Source organism: Bacteroides sp. DH3716P, assembly GCF_025914115.1.
Taxonomy (GTDB): domain Bacteria; phylum Bacteroidota; class Bacteroidia; order Bacteroidales; family Bacteroidaceae; genus Bacteroides; species Bacteroides ovatus.
The window spans coordinates 5,904,120-5,920,759 of record NZ_CP083673.1 but is presented as its reverse complement, the minus strand read 5'-3'; the positions used below and the strand labels follow the sequence as shown (position 1 = coordinate 5,920,759).

Sequence of the window (16,640 nt, the reverse complement as noted above, 5' to 3'; positions counted from 1 at the left end):
ACTGGTGCGGCAGGCAGTATTGGTAGTGAACTTTGCCGTCAATTAGTGCAGATGGGAATTCAGAAACTTATCATGTTCGACTCTGCAGAGACACCTTTGCATAATGTCCGTCTTGAGTTTGAGAAAAAATATCCAAATATAGATTTTGTTCCGGTGATTGGTGACGTGCGTGTGAAAGAGCGAGTACGTATGGTGTTTGATCTTTATCATCCTCAAATCGTCTTTCATGCCGCCGCTTATAAACATGTACCATTGATGGAAGAAAATCCTTGTGAGGCTGTACTTGTCAATGTGACCGGTTCTCGTCAGGTGGCTGATATGGCTGTGGAATATGGTGCTGAAAAGATGATTATGGTGTCTACGGANTCTACGGATAAAGCTGTAAATCCTACTAATGTAATGGGCTGTTCCAAGCGTTTAGCTGAAATCTATGTTCAAAGTCTGGGATGTGCTATTCGTGAGGGAAAAGTGAAAGGAAAAACTAAATTTATTACGACCCGTTTCGGAAATGTGCTGGGTAGCAATGGGTCCGTGATCCCCCGCTTCAAGGAGCAAATAGAGAATGGCGGTCCGGTCACCGTCACCCATCCTGATATCATTCGTTTCTTCATGACTATTCCCGAAGCCTGTCGCCTAGTGATGGAGGCGGCTACCATGGGAGAGGGGAATGAAATTTTCGTTTTTGAAATGGGACAGGCGGTGAAGATTGTCGATTTGGCGACTCGTATGATAGAATTGGCCGGTTATCGTCCGGATAAAGATATAAAGATAGAATTTACGGGCTTGCGCCCCGGTGAGAAACTTTATGAAGAGGTATTAAGCGATAAGGAAAATACGATTCCGACGGAAAATCAGAAAATCATGATAGCGAAAGTGCGGAGATATGAATACGCTGATATTCTTGATACATACGCTGAGTTTGAAAAACTGTCTCGTGCGGTGAAGATTCTGGATACAGTGAAACTGATGAAGAAGGTGGTACCTGAATTCAAGTCGAAAAACTCTCCGAAGTTTGAAGTGCTGGATAAAGAATAATAAACTTATCTATTTTATGAATAAATCATTTTGTATGCACACGAGTGTGCGAAAAATGGGGCGCGATGTGATTGCCTGTTTGGTGGCGATCTCCCTGTTCGCATCCTGTCAGTCCTACAAGAAAGTACCCTACTTGCAGGATGCGGAGTCGGTGGAATGGACATCTCAAAAGAAAACCCTGTATGACGCCAAGATTATGCCGAAAGACCTGCTGACCATCGTTGTTTCGTGCACCAGTCCGGAGTTGGCCATACCCTTCAACTTGACGGTAGCCAGCCCTATAAGCATATCTGTCAAGAGTCAGATAACCACCCAGCCTTCATTGCAACAATACCTTGTAGACAACGATGGAAAGGTAAATTTTCCCGTCCTTGGAGAATTGAAAGTGGGCGGTTTGACCAAGAGACAGGCTGAACAAATGATAGTGGAAAAACTGGAACCCTATATAAAGGAAACGCCGATAGTAACGGTTCGTATGGTAAACTACAAAATCTCCGTAATCGGAGAAGTCACCCGTCCCGGAACATTCACCATCAGCAATGAGAAAGTGAACTTGCTCGAAGCACTGGCCATGGCGGGCGACATGACCGTCTGGGGGCTTCGTGACAACGTGAGACTGATTCGTGAAGGTGCGGACGGAAAGCAGGAAATCGTGACGTTGGATCTGAATAAGGCTGAGACCATTCTTTCCCCTTATTACTGGTTGCAGCAGAATGACATCGTTTACGTGACCCCCAACAAGGCGAAAGCGCGCAATTCGGATATCGGTAACAGTACGAGCCTGTGGTTCTCCGCCACCTCCATCCTGGTGTCTCTGGCAAGTTTATTAGTAACCATCTTCAGATAATCTCCCTATGATTGAGGAAAGAAAAGAACAACAAGGTGCACAGCCTGAAGAGCAGATAAATATTCAGGAACTCCTTTTCCGTTATTTAATCCATTGGCCGTGGTTTGTGGCTTCGGTCGTGATATGTGTCGCCGCCGCGTGGGGATACCTGCGTCTGGCCACACCTGTTTACAATGTATCCGCCACCGTCCTGATCAAGGACGACAAGAAAGGAGGAGGCGCTAGTATGTCCTCCGAACTGGAAAAAATGGGACTGGACGGATTTGTCTCCTCGTCAAGCAACGTAGACAATGAAATAGAAGTCTTAAAGTCCAAGTCACTGGCGAGAGAAGTCGTCGAGCGGCTGAACTTATTTGTCACCTATAAAGATAAGGATGAGTTTCCCGTCAGAGAACTCTACCGCACTTCTCCCATCACGGTGAGCCTTACCCCCCAGGAGGCGGACAATCTTCCGAAGCCTATGGAAGTCGCTATGATTCTGCAACCGTCGGGTGCGATGGATGTACAGATCACGGTAGGAGAAAAAGAATATCAGAAACAGTTTGATAAATTACCAGCTGTGTTCCCCACTGATGAAGGAACGGTCGCTTTTTTCGCTAACAGCGATACTTTAACATCGGTTCGTCCGGATAGTGTGACCACAGAGCGTCATATCACGGCCTTCATTCACCGGCCTTCTTCTGTAGCGAAAGGATATACCAACTCTTTATCCATTGCCGCCACGTCTAAAACGACTTCCGTAGCGGTCATCTCGCTGAACAATTCCAGTACCCGTCGTGGCAAAGACTTCATCGACAAGCTGCTCGAGATGTACAACATCAACGCCAACAACGATAAAAATGAAGTAGCGCAGAAAACGGCTGAATTTATAAACGAGCGTATTGGCATCATTTCCAAGGAGCTGGGCACTACGGAACAGGACTTGGAAAATTTCAAGCGCAGCGTCGGCATCACCGATTTGAGCAGCGAGGCGCAGATCGCCTTGACGGGAAACGCTGAATACGAAAAGAAACGGGTGGAGAACCAGACACAAATCAACTTGGTGAAAGACCTCCAACGCTATATGTCAGGAGCGGAATATGAGGTGTTGCCCGGCAACATCGGTTTGAGTGACGCCGCCTCGGCCGGTGCCATCGCCCGTTACAACGAAATGTTGGTGGAGCGTAAACGCCTGTTGCGCACTTCCACGGAAAACAATCCGGCCATCATCAATCTGAACACCAGCATACACGCCATGCGTAGCAATGTGCAAGCCACCTTGGACGCGACCCTGAAAGGATTGGAGATTACGAGAGCCGACTTAGCCCGTGAGGCAAGCCGCTATACCCGCCGCATCAACGATGCTCCGAAGCAGGAACGCCAATTTGTCAGCATCGCCCGTCAGCAGGAAATCAAGGCGGGTCTTTACCTAATGCTGCTTCAGAAGCGCGAGGAGAACGCCATCACATTGGCCGCTACTGCGAATAACGCAAAGATAATCGACGAGGCCTTGGCGGATGCCCTTCCCGTTTCGCCCAAGCCCCTGATGATCTATCTTATTTCACTGGTATTGGGAATCGGCATCCCGGTTGGCATCATCTATCTGGTAGCCTTGGCTAAGTTTAAGATTGAAGGTCGTGCCGATGTGGAGAAACTGACCACCGTCTCTGTGGTGGGCGATATCCCGATGGCGGACGAAAAGCAGGGCTCTATCGCTGTATTTGAGAATCGGAACAATCTGATGAGCGAAACCTTCCGTAATATCCGGACCAACCTTCAATTCATGCTTGAAAAGGAAAGAAATGTGGTTTTGGTAACTTCCACCATTTCCGGTGAGGGAAAGTCCTTTGTCTCCTCCAATTTAGCGATCAGCCTTTCTTTATTAGGGAAAAAGGTAGTCATCGTAGGTCTCGACATTCGTAAGCCCGGCTTGAATAAAGTGTTCAACATCTCTAGAAAGGAGCGCGGCATCACCCAGTTCTTGACCAATCCCTCTATGGATCTGATGGACTTGGTGCAGGTATCTGATATCAGCAAGAATCTGTCTATCCTTCCCGGTGGATCGGTTCCTCCTAATCCAACCGAGTTGCTGGCTCGTGAAGGACTGGAAAAAGCGATTGAATCTTTAAAGAAGAATTTTGATTACGTGATATTGGATACCGCTCCTGTTGGTATGGTAACCGATACTTTACTGATAGGACGTGTAGCTGATTTATCCGTTTATGTCTGCCGTGCCGATTACACCCGCAAGGCGGAGTTTACTTTGATCAATGAGCTTGCCGAGAATAATAAACTGCCTAATCTCTGTATCGCTATCAATGGTCTGGATCTTCAGAAGAAGAAGTACGGTTATTACTATGGCTATGGTAAATATGGCAAGTATTATGGGTATGGCAAACGCTATGGGTATGGATATGGTTATGGAGAACATGAGGGAAGTGAAGAGTAAAATAGGGCAAGTAAAGAGTAAAATAAAGTAAGTATAATATGCGAAAATTTGAAGATTTGAAGATTGCCGTAGCCGGAACAGGTTATGTGGGTATGAGTATGGCGACTCTTTTGGCTCAGCATCATGAAGTGATGGCTGTGGATGTCATTCCTGAAAAGGTGGAAAAGATCAATCATCGCATCTCACCCATACAGGACGATTATATTGAAAAATTCTTTGCGGAGAAAGAATTGAATCTCACAGCGACATTGGATGGAGCGGCAGCTTACAAAGATGCCGATTTTATCATTATTGCTGCTCCGACCAATTACGATCCACAGAAGAATTTCTTCGATACCCATCATCTTGAAGATGTGATAGATCTTGTTCTTGAAAACAATCCAGAGGCCACTATCGTCATAAAGAGTACCATTCCTGTAGGTTATTGCCGTAGTCTCTATGTGAAGTACGCAAAGAAATTCAAAGAAAAAGGGTGGGACACTACACGTAAATTCAATCTCCTGTTTTCACCGGAATTCTTAAGGGAAAGTAAAGCTCTTTATGATAATCTTTATCCCAGTCGCATCATTGTAGGATATCCCAAAATGATTAAACTGTTCAGTGAAGAGAATGAGGCTATAAAAGCGATAGCTGGAAGTCATTTGGAAGAAGCGGCACATACTTTTGCTCGACTCCTTCAAGAAGGAGCCATTAAAGAAGATATAGATACCTTATATATGGGCTTGAAGGAAGCGGAAGCCGTAAAGCTCTTTGCTAATACCTATCTTGCCTTGCGTGTCAGCTATTTCAACGAATTGGATACCTACGCTGAAATGAAAGGTCTTGATACGCAATCTATCATTGATGGAGTCGGCCTAGATCCACGTATCGGTACGCACTATAACAATCCAAGTTTTGGGTATGGTGGCTATTGCTTGCCGAAAGACACGAAACAACTATTAGCCAATTATCAAGACGTACCGCAGAATATGATGACGGCTATTGTAGAGAGTAATCACACTCGAAAAGATTTTATAGCTGATCAAGTCCTGTCTAAAGCCGGATATTATGGTTATAGCGAACAAAATGACTATAATAAGGAAAAAGAAAAAGAATGCGTGATTGGAGTCTATCGCTTGACAATGAAATCCAATTCTGACAATTTCCGCCAAAGCGCCATTCTAGGAATTATGAAACGCATCAAAGCGAAAGGTGCATCTATTATTATTTACGAACCTGCCATGCAAGACGGTGATACTTTCTTCGGTAGTCAAGTGGTGAATGATATGGCAAAATTCAAAGAAATGAGCCATGCTATCATCGCTAACCGTTATGATAGTTGCTTGGATGATGTGATGGAAAAAGTCTATACTCGTGATATTTTTCAACGGGACTAATAAACGGGTAAAAGTAAGCAGTCATTTTAGACCGTATTGTAGTAGTTAAAAATCATTCATATTTTTGCCGCGTAAACTAAAACGTAGCATGAAATGAATAATCGAAAAAATCGTGAGGGTGACTTTTATGCCACGGACATAGAAAGAATGATAATGGAATCCCATTATTTGAATGCGCTTGAGTCGATGCTGGCTATGTAGTCATTGCCGCTCCTACCAACTATGATCCCGTCAAGAATTTCTTCGACACATACACTATATCGAGGATGTGATTGACTTGGTGCTTGAGGTGAATCCTGAAGCGACAATGGTTATCAAGTCAACTATCCCCGTTGGTTATTGCCGTTCACTCTACGTAAAGTATGCAGAAAAATTGAAAGCAAGCGGTTCTGATGTCAAGTTTCGTATTTTCTTCTCCCCCGAGTTTCTCCGTGAGAGCAAGGCGCTCTATGACAATCTACATCCCAGTCGTATCATCGTTGGTTTCCCCAAAATGATGGGTGCAGAATGGGAAGAGGAGAATGAAGCAATTCGCAAGATTCAGGGTAACCACATGAAGGAGGCTGCCGAGACTTTCTCAAAACTCCTTGTAGAAGGAGCAGAAGGTCCATCTGCAGATAATGCAATCATGGAAGAGTATGCAGCGACAAAACACATCCCAGTTTTGTTTATGGGATTGAAAGAAGCAGAAGCTGTCAAGCTCTTCGCCAACACTTATCTCGCCCTTCGCGTCTCCTACTTCAACGAACTCGACACCTATGCCGAGGTCAAAGGCCTCGACTCAGCCGCCATCATCAACGGCATCGGTCTCGATCCTCGTATCGGCACCCACTACAACAATCCTTCGTTTGGCTATGGCGGCTACTGCCTTCCTAAAGACACCAAGCAACTGCTGGCAAACTATCAAGATGTACCCCAGAACATGATGACGGCTATCGTGGAGAGCAATCGCACCCGAAAGGACTATATTGCTGATGCAGTTCTTCGTATGGCCGGTTGGGACGACTATAGCACCCAAAATCAATATGCAGGCCAAATGGAAGTTCCTACTATTGGTGTCTATCGCTTGACGATGAAGTCCAACTCGGACAACTTCCGTCAGAGTGCAATTCAGGGTATCATGAAACGAATAAAGGCTAAGGGGGCAAATATCGTTATCTACGAGCCTACGCTAAACGATGGTGAAACCTTCTTCGGTTCGCAGGTAGTCAATAACCTCGCCAAGTTCAAGGAGATGTTCAAGGCTATCATCGCCAATCGCTTTGACGAATGTCTGGGCGATGTGGAGGAAAAAGTCTACACACGCGATATTTTCCGTCGCGACTAAGAGTGCTTACAAGAAGATGCGTGGAGTTTTAGTTCAATGATTACCCGCACATAAAGATTTTATCTAAGCAACGCGCATCTTCTTTTTACTGGATGTACAAGTAGAGCTGTGCTTATGGTGCGATACCATCATCCAGCACAATACGATAATAATTAAAAACATTATATATACAAATGTTCAACCTCAGTAAATTCATAGGTGACTATGTCACCGGTCGTCCTGTTTCAATGTTCGAGGCGGACATTCAGGCAAATGCCGAGAAGCTTACCGCGGAAATCAAGGGTAAGAAGGTGTGTGTAGTAGGTGGTGCCGGCTCTATCGGTTCCAGCTTCATTAAGGCAGTTCTTCGTTTCGAACCTGCATCGGTCGTTGTTGTTGATCTCAACGAAAACGGACTCGCAGAACTCGTTCGTGACGTGCGCTCTACCGAAGGTCTCTACGTACCTGAGGAGTTTCGCTGTTACACCCTCAACTTCGCTGATCCTATCTTCGAGCGCATCTTCCGAGAGGAGAAAGGCTTCGACATCTTTGCAAATTTCTCTGCTCACAAACACGTACGTTCCGAGAAGGATAAATATTCCGTTCAGGCTCTCATCGAGAACAACGATATCAAGGCCAAGAAGCTCATGGATCTTCTGGCCGTCTTTCCTCCTAAACACTTCTTCTGCGTGTCTACAGATAAGGCTGCCAATCCTGTCAACATCATGGGAGCCAGCAAGCGCATTATGGAGGATCTCGTGATGGCATACAACAGTCACTTCAAGGTCACTACCGCACGTTTCGCCAATGTAGCCTTCTCCAACGGCTCACTGCCTGACGGATGGATTCATCGTCTTCAGAAGAAGCAACCTCTGGCAGCACCTTCTGACGTGAAGCGCTATTTCGTCTCTCCCGAGGAGTCCGGACAAATCTGTATGCTCGCTTGTATCCTCGGCAATGGTGGAGAAGTGTTCTTCCCAAAACTTGGCGAAGACCAGATGCTAACCTTCTCTGCTATCTGCGATGATTTCGTAAAGGCAGAAGGCCTCAAAAAGGTAGAATGCGCCAACGATGCAGAAGCAAAGGCAAAGGCCAACGCTATCAGCTACGATTCAGAGGAATACCCTGTCGTTTACTTCAAGTCCGATACCACCGGTGAGAAGGCTTACGAAGAGTTCTATGTCCCTGGGGAGAAAGTCAATATGGAACGCTTCATGGCTCTTGGTGTCGTTGAGGAAACCACTCGTCGCGACATGAACGAAGTCAATACCTTCTTCACAGAACTTGAAGGTATCTTCGCATCACCCGAGTTCACCAAGGCAGAAGTTGTAGAATCCATCAAGCGCTTTATCCCTAACTTTGAGCATGAGGAGAAGGGAAAGAACCTCGATCAGAAGATGTAATATATAATAAGGTAACAAGTTATCAATTAACATTTACCGCTATGGCAGATTATAAGAATACAATTGACTTTATTAAGTCGGTTTATGGAAATAAAGAATTTACCCCCTTGGCAGTACCTGTCTTCCAAGGTAACGAGAAAGCATACCTTAACGAGTGTATCGACACAACCTTCGTTTCATCTGTAGGCAAGTTCGTAGATCGCTTTGAGGAGGAGATGGCAAAGTACACCGGTGCCAAGAAGGCTGTAGTGTGCGTATCGGGTACTAATGCTCTCCACATGTCTTTGATGTTGGCAGGCGTTCAGCGTGATGATGAAGTGCTCACTCAGGCACTCACCTTCATCGCAACTTGCAATGCTCTTTCGTACATTGGTGCACATCCTGTGTTTATCGATGTGGACAAAACAACCATGGGTCTCTCTCCTGATGCAATGAAGGACTGGCTCATCAAGAATGCAGAGGTGCGCGAGACCAAGAATATCGCTAAGGCCGACATCCTTTCGCATACCGATTACGCAACACCTCAGTACCCACTCACAGAGGATACAAAGGCTTGTTACAACAAGAATACCGGTCGTCGCATCAAGGCCTGTGTACCCATGCACACCTTCGGTCATCCTGTTCGCATCGAGGAGGTTTCTGCTCTTTGTAAGGAGTGGCACATCGAACTTGTGGAGGATGCAGCAGAGTCTATCGGCTCTACTTATAAAGGTCAGCACACTGGTACTTTTGGTCGCATTGGTGCTATCTCTTTCAACGGCAACAAGACCATTACCACTGGTGGTGGGGGTATGCTTCTCTTCAATGATGAGGAGTTGGGCAAGTACGCAAAGCACGTCACCACACAGGCAAAGGTTCCTCATCGTTGGGAGTTCCGTCACGACCACATCGGCTACAACTATCGTATGCCTAACATCAATGCAGCCCTCGGTTGCGCACAGCTTGAGAAACTTGATAAGTACGTTGCTAGCAAGCGCAAGGTGGCTGCTGAATATATTGAGCACTTCAAGAATGTAGATGGTATCGATTTCTTCGCAGAACCCGAGAACACATTCTCCAACTACTGGCTCTCTGCAGTTGTACTGAAGGATAAAGAGGCTCAGCTCGACTTCCTCCAGCAGACTAACGATAATGGCGTCGTGACACGTCCAATTTGGGAGCTCATGAACAGACTTCCTATGTTTGAGAACTGCGAAAACGATGGCCTTCAGAACACCATCTGGTTTGCAGATCGTGTAGTAAATATTCCTTCAAGCATACGTGTTGAAGATCTCTAAATAAATTGTAACCTTTTGAACCCTATATAATGGAACAAAAGAATCTCATTCTCGTTGGTGGTGGTGGCCATTGCAAATCAGTCATTGAGGTGGCTGAATCTGCTGGCTACACTATCCTCGGAATCGTTGATCGCCCTGAAGAACTTGGCAAACTGGTTCTTGACTACAAGGTTATTGGTGTGGATGATGATATTCCCCAATATGTAGAAAAGGCCGAATTTGTCATTACCGTTGGATTTATCAAGAATCCCGCCCTCCGCATCAAACTATATAATAAGGTAAAAGAAGCTGGAGGCAAGTTGGCTACTATCGTTGCATCAACCGCCCACGTTTCCAAGTACGCAACTCTTGGCGAAGGTACAGTAGTCATGCATCAGGCTTTTGTGAATGCTGGTGCACAGATTGGAAATAACGTTATCCTCAATACATTCACCAACATTGAACATGATGCTGTCGTTGGCGACCAATGTCACATTTCAACCGGCACTATGGTCAATGGTGACTGCAAGATAGGTCAGAACGTGTTTGTTGGAAGCCAGTCAGTTCTTGCTAATGGCATTGAGGTTGGTGACAATATTATCATAGGTGCAGGTTCTGTTGTTCGCAAGTCAATCAGTCAAAAGGGTATTTATGTAGGCAATCCTGCCATCCTCAAAATCAAAGCATAATGGAGAAAGTACTAATCATAGCAGAAGCTGGAGTCAACCATAATGGCTCCATCGAGTTAGCAAAAAAGTTGGTAGATGAAGCCGCTGAAGCTGGTGTTGATTATATCAAATTTCAAACATTTAAAAGTGAAAAACTTGTCTCAAAATCAGCAAAACAGGCAGAATATCAACAACGAAATATTGGCAAGGCAGACGAAAGTCAGTTGGCAATGCTGAAGAAGCTTGAACTTTCTGAAGTTGACCATCGGGTACTTATAGATTACTGTAACGAAAGAGGTGTAAAGTTTTTTTCAACAGCTTTCGATTTATCAACTATAGATCTTCTTAAATCCTTTAATATTGGTTTTTGGAAAATACCATCTGGTGAAGTGACTAATTATCCATACATTCGAAAGATTGCGAGATATGGGGAACCTGTCATCTTATCAACTGGTATGTGTGAACTTTATGATATTGAAGCTGCTTTCAATGTTCTGTTGGAAGAAGGTGTCAAAAAGGAAGATATAACCATACTTCATTGTAATACTGAATATCCAACTCCTTATCAGGATGTCAACCTCCATGCTATGCTCGAGATTGGGAACAAGTTTGGTGTCAAGATTGGTTATTCTGACCACACAAAGGGTATTGAGGTACCTATTGCTGCAGTTGCTCTTGGCGCTACAGTTATTGAGAAACACTTCACTCTCGATAAAAACATGGAGGGACCCGACCACAAGGCTTCTCTTGAACCTGATGAACTGAAAGCTATGGTTTCTTCTATTCGTAATATCGAGCAGGCATTAGGTACAGGTCACAAGACCATTTCTGAATCTGAGCGTAAGAACATCGAGATTGCTCGCAAGAGTATCGTAGCTGCACGCCCTATCAAAAAGGGAGAACTGCTGACAGAGGATAACCTAACTGTCAAGCGCCCAGGTAATGGCATTAATCCTATGCGATGGAATGAGGTTCTAGGTACGGTAGCTATCAAGGATTATCAAGAAGAAGACAAGATCGTGCTATGAGAAAGATTTGTTTTATAACTGGCACCCGTGCTGAATATAGTTTGCTTTCTCGACTCATGCGTCTAGTTAAGTATAGTGAGTCTTGCGAGCTTCAGGTCATTGCCACCAATATGCACTTGATGCCTGAATATGGAAATACATACAAGGAGATCGAAGCAGATGGTTTCACCATTGATGCAAAGGTGCCAATGCCAAAGCCTTCAGATGATGCAGAAGGTGTTCTCGCATCTATGTCAACAGAGATGGAGGGTATGACAAAGGCACTCAGTCAGTTGGCTCCTGATATGGCTGTCATTCTTGGTGATCGTTACGAGATGCACATTGCAGCAACCGTCTGCATGCTTCTTCGTATTCCAGTTGCACACCTACATGGTGGTGAGGTATCAGAGGGTGCTATTGATGATAGTATTCGCCATTGCATTACCAAGATGAGTTCACTCCATTTTACTTCTACAGAGGAATATCGCCAGCGTGTTATTCAACTTGGAGAACAACCGGAACGCGTGTTCAATGTTGGATCCATCGGTGTTGAAAATCTGAAACGAGTACAGCTGATGACAAAGGATGAGTTGGAAGCAACTCTTGAATACGAGTTAGACGTGAATACAGTCATGTGTACCTATCATCCTGTAACTCTTGGTAATCGCACACCAGCTGGTGAGATAAAGGATTTCCTGGAGGCTTTAGACGCTTTCCCTCAGATGCGTGTTCTCTTCACTATGCCAAACTCTGATCAAGGTGGAGATTCCATCAAATCGGCTATTGAAAAGTATTGTGCTAAGAACTTACGTTGCAAAGCGTTTGCCAGCCTTGGTATGAAGCGATATTTGTCAGCTCTGCAGTATGTGTCTGCAGTTATCGGTAATAGCTCAAGTGGCATACTCGAAGTTCCTTCTGCACACATTCCGACCCTCAATATTGGTGATCGCCAAAATGGTCGCACAAAGAGTGAATCAACTGTAGATTGCAAGTCAGACAAGGCTTCGGTTATTGAAGGCTTGAACAAAGTTCTTTCACCGGAGTTTAAGTTATTTTGCAAGACTACAACAAACCCATACGATAAGGAGGGTACTGCAGATGCTATTTTCAAGGTAATCTCCACCTATCCTCTCGAACAATTACAACAAAAGAAATTCTATAATCTTTAAGTTTATGGACAACAATATATTGGTAGTGATTCCTGCTCGTGGAGGCAGCAAAGGACTCCCTGGAAAGAATATCAAAGACCTTTGCGGAAAGCCACTGATTGCATATAGCATTGATGTGGCGCGTGCTATCACATCTGATGAAAATATTTGTGTTTCAACTGATGACCAGAAGATCATCGATGCAGTAGAGAACTATGGGCTGCATGTACCTTTCGTGCGTCCGGCAGAATTTGCTACCGATACCGCTACTACCAATGACGTGTTGCTCCATGCTGTAGATTTCTTCGAGAAGAAAGGCAAGCACTTTGACCGCATGTTGCTTCTCCAACCTACATCTCCTCTACGTAAAGTGGATGAAGTAAAGGAAGCAATGCTGCTCTATAGTGATGAGATTGATATGGTAGTGTCGGTAACAAAGTCACATGCACCTGCTGTTCTCTGTAACGACAACGAAGATGGTTATGTAGAACTCGTATACAATAAAAAAGCTGAAGGTCGACAGGCACTTCCTACTTTCTATGAGTTTAATGGTGCTATCTATGTAATCAATATTGAAGCACTCAAAGAGAAAGGACTTGGCGGTTTTACTAAACGTGTAAAATATGTTATGTCTAAGGAATCATCTGTAGATATAGATGATATCTATGACTTTATGTTAATTGAATCGATTCTAAAAAATAGATGACCATGTTTAACAGATATATAATCTCAGAGTCTTCAAGTTTATTGGATGCTCTTAAAGCAATAAATGCAATTGAAAGAGGTGAGGCTTTTACTCTATTTGTTTCTGACTCTGATAATAGGATTGTAGGCACTTTGACAGATGGTGATGTTCGAAGAAGTTTAATCGACGGAAAGAATCTTTCATCTTCTGTCTCTGATGTTGCGAATAGGAAGTTTACTTATCTCAAAGCTGGCAATTATGATGTGAAACAAATCCACATTGCAAAAGAAAAAGGCATTGAACTTCTTCCGGTCCTCAACGAGCAAATGCAGATTGTGGATGTTGTAAACCTGAAGAAGCAGAAGTCCTATCTACCAATCGATGCCGTTCTTATGGCTGGTGGCAAAGGCGAGCGCCTTCGTCCGCTTACAGAGAAGACTCCAAAACCATTGCTAAAGGTTGGTAATAAGTGCATTATTGACTATAACATTGATCGTCTCATCAGCTATGGTGTCCGTCATCTCTCTGTAACTGTCAACTACCTCAAAGAGCAACTCGAAGAGCACTTTGCAGAACCAAGAGGCAACGTACAGGTAAAGACAGTTCGTGAACCTAAGTTCCTTGGTACCATAGGTAGTATCAAGTTCGTGGAGCACTTCTACAATGATACTGTCCTCCTGATGAATAGTGACCTCTTTACTAATATCGACTATGAGGACTTTTTCCTTCACTTCAAGGAGCATGATGCCGATATGAGTATTGCCGCTGTTCCTTACACTATATCAGTACCTTACGGTATATTCGAATTGGATGGCCGTAATGTGAAGGGCGTATTGGAGAAGCCAACCTACAATTATTATGCTAATGCTGGTATCTACCTTATTAAGCGCGAGCTCCTCGAGCTTATTCCTGAAGGAGATTTCTTCAATGCCACCGACTTCATGGATATGCTTATGAATAAGGGTTATAAGGTTATCCGTTTCCCTCTTAATGGAACCTGGATTGATATAGGCAATCCGCAGGAATATCAAAAAGCAAAAGAATTAGTAAAACATATAAAATAGATTATACATGAAAACGGTTTTAATAGCAGGTGCGGGGCAGTTAGGTAGCCGTCATCTACAGGGTGTAAAAACATCAAAACACGAACTTGATATATGGGTTTATGACTTAAGCGAAGATTCATTGGCAGTTGCAGAAGAGAGATATAATCAAGTGGAGTCTGATAATAAAACTGCTCATTTCGTTAACTCATTAGATCTTGTTCCAGCAGAATTGGATGTTGTTATAGTTGCGTCTAGTTCTAAGCCTCGATACACAATTGTAAGTCAGTTGCTTTCAACGCATAGTGTTAAATATCTTGTGCTCGAGAAGTTCCTTTTCCCGAAGCTAAGCGATTATTCCGAAATAGATGAGCTTCTTAAAAAGAAAGGGGTAATGACGTGGGTTAACTGTCCTCGACGTATGTGGGAGGGCTATGAATATATTAAGTCTCTTATTGTTCCTGAATTACCTGTAGAATATACCTTTGAAGGTGGCGAATGGGGCATGTGCTGCAATACTATCCACTTTGTCGACATTTTTATGGCATTGAATGGTGCAGCATCTTTTGAGTTTTGTATAGATGATTTAGAGCAGGAGGTTGTTGATAGCAAACGTCCTGGTTATGTAGAAATCCATGGTACCGAGAGATTTACAACTGCAAATGGTAGCGTTTTGAGATTAACATCAACAACGGCATTTGATGGTGTGTCTCGTTCGATTATAAAAAATGGAAATAATATAATTGAGTATTTTGAGGGTAAGGGAGAAATCGTAGTTAATGGAGAACTTAAAAATGTACCTGTTCACTATCAGAGTGGTCTATCCGGAATATTGATAGACGAGCTTCTAGAAAAGGGAAGTTGTAGGCTTGCTAATTATGAACAATCAGCATCTTACCATGTCGCATATCTTAGCAAGATTGCACCATTTATCAATAAAATTAAGGGCTGGACTTCTGAATCGTGCCCGATAACCTAATTTATTAAAATAAAGCGTATGAATATTTGGATTATTGGTGCAGGATTGATTGCACAAGAATACGGAAAGGTGTTGAACAGCCTTGGCTATGATTATACTGTTATTGGCCGTGGAGAAACAAGCGCACAGAAGTATAAGGAAGTTGTAGGGAGAGATATTGTTATTGGAGGATTAGAAGCATTTTTAAGTACTAATCCAAGAGTAGCAGATAAGGCTATTGTTGCTACAAACCTTAGCGCCCTCAGTCAGAACACCATACAACTAATAAAGTATGGGGTAAAAGAGATATTTTGTGAAAAACCCGGTTTTCTATATCCTGAGGAGTGCGAAGAGGTTGTTAAGGTAGCGCAAGCCAATCATGCAAAAGTCTACCTTGCGTATAATCGTAGATTCTTTGCTTCAGTCCTTAAAGCTCAAGAGATAATCGCGGAAGATGGTGGGGTAAAATCTTTTAACTTTGAATTCACTGAATGGGGACATGTTATAGAAAAGATGGATAAACCCAAGGGAGATCTTGAGAATTGGATGTATGCAAATTCTTCCCATGTTATAGATCTCGCTTTCTACCTCGGAGGAAATCCTGTACAGATAAATTGCTTTACTTCTGGGGAGCTCTCATGGCATAAGCCTGCGGCTTTTGCTGGAGCAGGAATGACAGAAAAGGGCGCACTATTCAATTATTGCGCAAACTGGGCTGCACCAGGTCGTTGGGGTGTTGAAATCTTAACAGCTAAGCATCGTCTTTACCTTCGTCCAATGGAACAACTTCAGATACAGAATATAGGTAGTGTCACTATCACTCCTGTTGAAATTGATGACCATTTGGATAAGGAATTTAAACCAGGTTTTTATCTTGAGACGAAAGCTTTTGTTGAGAATTGTACGAGTAATTTGTGTCCTATTATGGAACAATTGGGACATTTGAATGACATATACGTTAAAATCAAGGGATTATGATGCAATTGCTTTTCAGCTTTAAGTTGTTTCGCAAGTTCTTTCGATGGTATCTTTTACGCCATGTGAAAAGCCATCGAGGGGAACTTTTCCTAGGACCGGCACCTACTATGTTGACTCGTAATACAATCCTGGGGTTAAATCCTAATTTCAATGGGTTAATTATACAGGGTTTGGGTAATGTAACCTTTGGTGACAATTTCCATTCTGGTGAACATTGTCGTATTATTACATCTAATCATAATTTTGAAGGTGAAGCATTACCATATGACTCAACAATGATTCATAAAGATGTTATCATTGGTAATAATGTTTGGTTAGGATATGGAGTCATAATCTTGGGAGGAGTATCAATTGGAGACGGAGCTATTATTCAAGCAGGTGCTGTGGTGGTTAAAGATATTCCGAAGTGCGGTATTGCAGGAGGTGTACCAGCTAAGGTATTTAAGTATAGAGACATAGCACATTATGAAGAGTTAGTTTCTGCAAAAAAATATCATTAATT

Annotated in this window: 14 protein-coding genes and 1 pseudogene; all 15 read left to right on the top strand. The window is 43.5% G+C overall.

Going from position 1 to position 16,640, the window contains the following annotated elements; translation table 11 throughout:
• Positions 1-1,035 (top strand): UDP-N-acetylglucosamine 4,6-dehydratase family protein (locus tag KQP79_RS22685; protein ID WP_264386566.1); only part of this gene is annotated, 1,035 nt, incomplete at its 5' end.
• Between the two features lie 16 nt (positions 1,036-1,051).
• Positions 1,052-1,882 carry a polysaccharide biosynthesis/export family protein gene (locus KQP79_RS22680; protein ID WP_008777057.1) on the top strand — a complete coding sequence of 277 codons (831 nt, stop codon included), beginning with the start codon at positions 1,052-1,054 and terminating at the stop codon, positions 1,880-1,882.
• Positions 1,883-1,889: 7 nt separating this feature from the next.
• A complete protein-coding gene (locus KQP79_RS22675; protein WP_061448140.1) occupies positions 1,890-4,310 on the top strand; it encodes a GumC family protein in 2,421 nt (806 codons plus the stop codon).
• Positions 4,311-4,348: 38 nt separating this feature from the next.
• On the top strand, positions 4,349-5,686 hold the full coding sequence (locus KQP79_RS22670; protein ID WP_008777055.1) for a nucleotide sugar dehydrogenase: 1,338 nt from the start codon (positions 4,349-4,351) through the stop codon (positions 5,684-5,686).
• 185 nt (positions 5,687-5,871) lie between these two features.
• Positions 5,872-7,013 (top strand): annotated as a pseudogene (locus KQP79_RS22665) (UDP binding domain-containing protein); the annotation flags it as partial.
• Positions 7,014-7,186: 173 nt separating this feature from the next.
• Positions 7,187-8,395, top strand: a complete 1,209-nt coding sequence (locus KQP79_RS22660) for a polysaccharide biosynthesis protein (protein ID WP_008777053.1) — start codon at positions 7,187-7,189, stop codon at positions 8,393-8,395.
• 41 nt (positions 8,396-8,436) lie between these two features.
• Positions 8,437-9,672, top strand: coding sequence for a LegC family aminotransferase (locus KQP79_RS22655; RefSeq protein ID WP_008777052.1), 1,236 nt, complete (start codon positions 8,437-8,439; stop codon positions 9,670-9,672).
• 29 nt (positions 9,673-9,701) lie between these two features.
• Positions 9,702-10,340, top strand: coding sequence for an acetyltransferase (locus KQP79_RS22650; protein WP_008777051.1), 639 nt, complete (start codon positions 9,702-9,704; stop codon positions 10,338-10,340).
• Positions 10,340-11,347 (top strand): N-acetylneuraminate synthase, encoded by a 1,008-nt coding sequence (gene neuB, locus KQP79_RS22645; RefSeq protein WP_061448141.1) that lies wholly within the window; start codon positions 10,340-10,342, stop codon positions 11,345-11,347. The genes KQP79_RS22650 and neuB overlap by 1 nt, the downstream gene beginning before the upstream one ends.
• Entirely contained in the window at positions 11,344-12,495 is a 1,152-nt protein-coding gene (gene neuC / locus KQP79_RS22640) for a UDP-N-acetylglucosamine 2-epimerase (RefSeq protein WP_008777049.1), read from the top strand. The genes neuB and neuC overlap by 4 nt, the downstream gene beginning before the upstream one ends.
• Positions 12,496-12,499: 4 nt before the next feature.
• The gene (locus KQP79_RS22635; RefSeq protein WP_008777048.1) at positions 12,500-13,180 is read left to right on the top strand and encodes a cytidylyltransferase domain-containing protein; all 681 of its coding nucleotides are present in this window, start codon (positions 12,500-12,502) and stop codon (positions 13,178-13,180) included.
• A gap of 2 nt (positions 13,181-13,182) precedes the next feature.
• Positions 13,183-14,223, top strand: a complete 1,041-nt coding sequence (locus KQP79_RS22630) for a nucleotidyltransferase family protein (protein ID WP_008777047.1) — start codon at positions 13,183-13,185, stop codon at positions 14,221-14,223.
• Positions 14,224-14,230: 7 nt separating this feature from the next.
• Positions 14,231-15,181, top strand: coding sequence for a Gfo/Idh/MocA family oxidoreductase (locus KQP79_RS22625; RefSeq protein WP_008777046.1), 951 nt, complete (start codon positions 14,231-14,233; stop codon positions 15,179-15,181).
• An 18-nt stretch (positions 15,182-15,199) separates the two neighbouring features.
• A complete protein-coding gene (locus tag KQP79_RS22620; RefSeq protein ID WP_008777045.1) occupies positions 15,200-16,138 on the top strand; it encodes a Gfo/Idh/MocA family protein in 939 nt (312 codons plus the stop codon).
• Complete coding sequence (locus KQP79_RS25935; RefSeq protein WP_061448142.1) at positions 16,135-16,638, top strand: acyltransferase; 504 nt, start codon at positions 16,135-16,137, stop codon at positions 16,636-16,638. The genes KQP79_RS22620 and KQP79_RS25935 overlap by 4 nt, the downstream gene beginning before the upstream one ends.
• Positions 16,639-16,640 lie beyond the last annotated feature (2 nt).

Excerpts from the sequence above, each read along its gene's own strand:
- KQP79_RS22680 (WP_008777057.1), top strand. The coding sequence starts at position 1,052 with ATGAATAAATCATTTTGTATGCACACGAGTGTGCGAAAAATGGGGCGC.
- KQP79_RS22650 (WP_008777051.1), top strand. The coding sequence starts at position 9,702 with ATGGAACAAAAGAATCTCATTCTCGTTGGTGGTGGTGGCCATTGCAAA.
- KQP79_RS22620 (WP_008777045.1), top strand. The coding sequence starts at position 15,200 with ATGAATATTTGGATTATTGGTGCAGGATTGATTGCACAAGAATACGGA.
- KQP79_RS22660 (WP_008777053.1), top strand. The coding sequence starts at position 7,187 with ATGTTCAACCTCAGTAAATTCATAGGTGACTATGTCACCGGTCGTCCT.
- neuB (WP_061448141.1), top strand. The coding sequence starts at position 10,340 with ATGGAGAAAGTACTAATCATAGCAGAAGCTGGAGTCAACCATAATGGC.
- KQP79_RS22625 (WP_008777046.1), top strand. The coding sequence starts at position 14,231 with ATGAAAACGGTTTTAATAGCAGGTGCGGGGCAGTTAGGTAGCCGTCAT.
- KQP79_RS22675 (WP_061448140.1), top strand. The coding sequence starts at position 1,890 with ATGATTGAGGAAAGAAAAGAACAACAAGGTGCACAGCCTGAAGAGCAG.
- neuC (WP_008777049.1), top strand. The coding sequence starts at position 11,344 with ATGAGAAAGATTTGTTTTATAACTGGCACCCGTGCTGAATATAGTTTG.
- KQP79_RS22655 (WP_008777052.1), top strand. The coding sequence starts at position 8,437 with ATGGCAGATTATAAGAATACAATTGACTTTATTAAGTCGGTTTATGGA.
- KQP79_RS22630 (WP_008777047.1), top strand. The coding sequence starts at position 13,183 with ATGTTTAACAGATATATAATCTCAGAGTCTTCAAGTTTATTGGATGCT.
- KQP79_RS22635 (WP_008777048.1), top strand. The coding sequence starts at position 12,500 with ATGGACAACAATATATTGGTAGTGATTCCTGCTCGTGGAGGCAGCAAA.
- KQP79_RS25935 (WP_061448142.1), top strand. The coding sequence starts at position 16,135 with ATGATGCAATTGCTTTTCAGCTTTAAGTTGTTTCGCAAGTTCTTTCGA.
- KQP79_RS22670 (WP_008777055.1), top strand. The coding sequence starts at position 4,349 with ATGCGAAAATTTGAAGATTTGAAGATTGCCGTAGCCGGAACAGGTTAT.